Annotated in this window: 2 protein-coding genes; both read left to right on the top strand. The window is 53.2% G+C overall.

The annotated features are described in order from the left end of the window. The coding region (locus JO375_RS15895; protein WP_229525377.1) for a condensation domain-containing protein at positions 1-2,627 on the top strand (2,627 nt) is incomplete at its 5' end. Positions 2,628-2,792: 165 nt separating this feature from the next. Continuing rightward, positions 2,793-4,538 (top strand): non-ribosomal peptide synthetase (locus tag JO375_RS15890; RefSeq protein ID WP_229525376.1); only part of this gene is annotated, 1,746 nt, incomplete at its 3' end.

Below are 4,538 nucleotides of genomic sequence, written 5' to 3'. Positions count from 1 at the left end.
ATGACCGTTACGGCTTGGGCGCGGAGGACACGATTCTGCAAAAGACCACCTTCACCTTCGACGTGTCGGTGTGGGAGCTGTTCTGGTGGTCGATGGTTGGCTCGAAGGTGAGCCTGCTGTCAGTCGGCGGGGAAAAGAATCCGGAGGACATTGTCGATACGATTGCCCGTGATGGAGTCACCACGATGCACTTCGTGCCAGCCATGCTGCATGCGTTCCTGGAATATGTGGAGCAGCAGCCACGGGAAGTGATGCAGGCGAAGCTGGGCACGCTGCGCCACGTATTTGCCAGCGGCGAAGCGTTGCCGCCGCAGCATGTGGCCCGGTTCCAGCGGCTTGTGCCCAGCCTGGCTGGAGCGAAGCTGATCAACCTGTACGGACCGACAGAGGCGACCGTGGACGTATCGTACTTCGACTGCGAGCCAGGAGAGGAATATGCGGTGATTCCGATCGGAAAACCGATTCAGAACATCCGTCTGTACATCGTGAAGGAAGGAACGGAGCGGCTGCAGCCGATCGGGGTTGCAGGCGAGCTGTGCATCGGCGGTGTGGGCGTAGCCCGTGGGTATCTGAACCGACCGGAACTGACGGCGGAAAAATTCGTCGCCGATCCGTTTGCCGGTGGCGAAGCAGGCTATGAGCGGATGTACCGTACAGGCGATTTGGCGAGATGGATGCCGGACGGGAACATCGAATATCTGGGCCGGATCGATCATCAGGTGAAAATCCGGGGCTACCGGATCGAGCTGGGCGAGGTCGAATCGCAACTGCTGAAAGTGGAGTCTGTACGAGAAGCTGTCGTCATGGCACGAGCGGATGAAACGGGACAAAAACACATGGTGGCGTACTACGTGGCCGGGCAGGAGATGGGTGCCGGCGAGCTGAGAAGTGAGCTGGGCCGGGAGCTGCCAAGCTATATGGTGCCGTCGTATTTTGTACAGCTGGAGCAGATGCCGCTGAGCCCGAACGGAAAAATCGACCGCAGAGCGCTGCCTGCGCCGGAAGCGCGTCTCGAAGGAGGCGTGGAGTACGTTGCACCGCGGACGCCGCTGGAGGCCAAGCTTGCTCAAATCTGGCAGGAAGTATTGAAGCTGTCCAGCGTCGGAGTCACCGATTCTTTCTTCGACATGGGCGGGCACTCCCTGCGCGCAACGACGCTGGTGGCGAAAATCTATCAGGAACTGGATAGCCGGATTACACTGCGCGAGGTGTTCCAGCACTTTACCATTGAGCAGCAAGCCCAGCTCATCGCTGCGCACGGCACAGATACCTATACGGTGATACCTGTTGCGGCTAAGCAGGCGTACTACCCGGTATCTTCGGCTCAAAAACGGATATACATCTTGAGCCATCTGGAAGGCGGGGATGTCAGCTACAACATGCCGGGTGTGTTAACGGTAGAAGGCCTGCTTCAGGCAGATCGACTGGAGGATGCGTTCCGTCAGTTAATCGCCCGTCATGAAACGCTGCGGACGTCCTTTGAGATGGCGGAAGGCGAGGTCGTCCAGCTGGTTTACGATCAGGTTGAGTTTGCCGTAGAGCGCCTGCAGGCAGATGAATCCGAAGCCGAAGCGCATATCGAGTCATTTGTACGCAGCTTTGATCTTCGGCAGGCACCACTGCTGCGTGTTCGCCTCATTCAAACCGGACCAGAGCGCCACCTTTTGATGTACGACATGCACCATATCATTTCGGATGGAGTATCGTCTAACAATATCGTGCAGGAACTGGTTCAGCTGTACGAGGGGCAGGAATTGGAGCCATTGCAAATTCAGTACAAGGATTATGCCGTGTGGCAGCAGCAGGAAATGCAGCGCGAGCCATACCAACGCCGGGAACACTTCTGGCTGGAGCATCTAGCTGGAGAATTGCCGGTACTGGATCTGCCGATTGCTTATCCAAGGCCTGCTGTCCGCAGCTTCGAGGGTGCGCTGTATGAATTTACAGTTGATCCGAATGTATCCGGGCAGCTGCGCCGAATTGTGGCTCAGACCGGAAGCACGCTGTACATGGTCCTTTTGAGTGCCTACACCGTTCTGTTGTCCAAATACAGCGGTCAGGATGATTTGATCATCGGTACTCCGGTAGCAGGCCGGCTGCTGCCTGAGCTGGAGCCGCTGGTCGGAATGTTCGTCAATACGCTAGCGATCCGGCATCAGCCAAAGGGCAGCCAAACGTTCCACAACTACTTGTTGGAAGTCAGAGATCGCACGCTGCAGGCCTTTGAGCATCAGGATTATCCACTTGAGGAGTTGGTGGAAAAGCTCGATGTAGCGCGGGATGCAAGCCGCAACCCGTTGTTTGACACCATGTTTGTACTGCAAAATACCGAGTCGCAGGCAGCGAAGCTTGAGACCTTGTCCTTCAGTCCGTATGTTCAGGAGCATCGTATTTCCAAATTTGATTTGACCTTGTCCATGAGTGACGAAGACGGGGAAATCAAAGGTTCCTTTGAATATTGCACAAAGCTGTTTGGGGCAGACGCTATCGAACGATTAACGGAAGATTTTATAGCGATTCTGGCACAGGTAGGAGCCAACCCCGATTTGCTGTTAAGCGATATTCAGGTGAGATCTGACGAGAAGCCGGAAGGCTTTTCACCGGATTCCATCGACTTTGTTTTCTAAATTCGTGTTCCAAAATGCAATGATTTCACTTTGCTTGTGCAGAGGCGGCGGCTGGTCCGCTGCCCTTGCCTGCAAAGTATTATTTTTGAAGGTTCAACGCTTATCTATGCATCAAAGCACCATTCCAACCGGGGTACAGGCCCCATGAAGCAGGAGGGATGTTAATTGAAAGCCTTATTTGAGAAGGAAAAAAATTACTGGAGTCATAAGCTGGAATCTGAGGATCATATCATCTGCCTGCCATACACCAACTCCGTGTCCAAGGATACAGCTGCAACGAGTTCAAATTTCCATACGTACACGCTCACATTTCCATCTGAAATTTCCCGGCGAATATCCTCTATAACAGGTGGCTCTCCATGGGCAGTGTTTATGGTTCTGCTTGCTGGAGTAGAAATCCTATTACATAAATACACGGGTGAGGAACGTGTGCTGCTGGGCATTCCGGTAGCCAAGTCTGACAATAGTGCAACGAAGCCGATGAATCATCTCCTTTTACTAAAAAGCACGCTGGATGCTGCAACGACCTTTAAAGCCTTGCTGTCTCAAATCAAAACCTCTGTCAGTGAAGCGATTGAGCACCAGAATATTCCTTTTTGGAGCTATACCGAGGGGCTGGAAATTCCACGTAGCGAGGATGGCAAAGCTCTTATTCACACTACGGTGTCACTGCAAAATATCCATATTTCTGATTTTTTGAATGATGCACAATCCGGGCTTGATTTTCAATTTCAATGGGAACAAGCAGCGGTTTCTCTGAGCGTAAAGTATAACAGCGACCGTTATAACGAGGCGGCGATTAGACGCTTTGTCGAGCAGTTGTTGCGGTTGTATAGCATTGTTCTGCATCAGCCAGAGCTGGCAATTTCCGCACTACAAGTCCTGTCGGAGCAAGAAGTGCAGCAATTGGTCCATACTTTCAACGATACAGCTGCGGATTATCCGCGTCATTCGTCCATTCATGCGTTGTTTGAGGAACAGGCGAAGCAGACACCGCAGCAGGCGGCGGTGGTATACGGACAAGACAGCCTGACCTATGGAGAATTGAACGAAAAGGCTAACCGTCTGGCTCATACCCTGCGCAAACACGGGATCTGTACCGAGCAGACGGTTGGCATTATGGCTGAACGCTCAATTGAAATGATCGTCGGCATGCTTGCAATTCTCAAAGCAGGTGGAGTGTATGTGCCGATTGACTGCGATTACCCGGACGAGCGCGTACGCTATTTACTGGAGGATTCGGAAGCGCAAATGCTGCTGGTGCAACGAATGGAGCTTCGGCCCGCCGATTTTAAGGGAACTGTGCTCGATCTGAACGATTCCGCAATTTATGAAAAGGAAACCAATCAACCCATAACCACTCCATCAGAAGCTGTGCAATTAAAACAAGCAGAACAAGCAGAACAAACAGAACAGATACAGTATGCTCACGCAGTTGGAGAACAACCGAAGGCGACCGCTGCTGATCGTTTGGCCTACATGATGTACACCTCAGGGACAACGGGCCAGCCCAAAGGGGTGATGGTGGAGCATCGCAATGTCGTGCGTCTGGTGAAAAATACAAACTATACGCAACTGGATGCCGACACGCGCATTTTGCAGACCGGTGCCGTTGTCTTTGATGCGTCCACCTTTGAAATATGGGGAGCGCTCTTGAACGGCGGTCAGCTGGTGCTGGTGAGCCAGGACGTCATTTTGGACGCGCCGAAGCTGAAGGAAGCCGTGCGCAGCCATGGCATTACCACGATGTGGCTGACGGCGCCGCTCTTTAACCAGCTGTCCCAGCAGGATCTGGAGCTGTTCGAGGGAATACGGGAGCTAGTGGTCGGCGGGGATGTGATGTCCGTACCGCATATTAACCGGGTGCTGGAGGCTTATCCGTCCCTGCGGATCATAAATGGCTATGGGCCG

Source organism: Paenibacillus farraposensis, from assembly GCF_020736845.1.
Classification (GTDB): Bacteria; Bacillota; Bacilli; order Paenibacillales; family Paenibacillaceae; genus Paenibacillus; species Paenibacillus farraposensis.
This window is presented reverse-complemented; position numbering and strand designations above follow the sequence as displayed.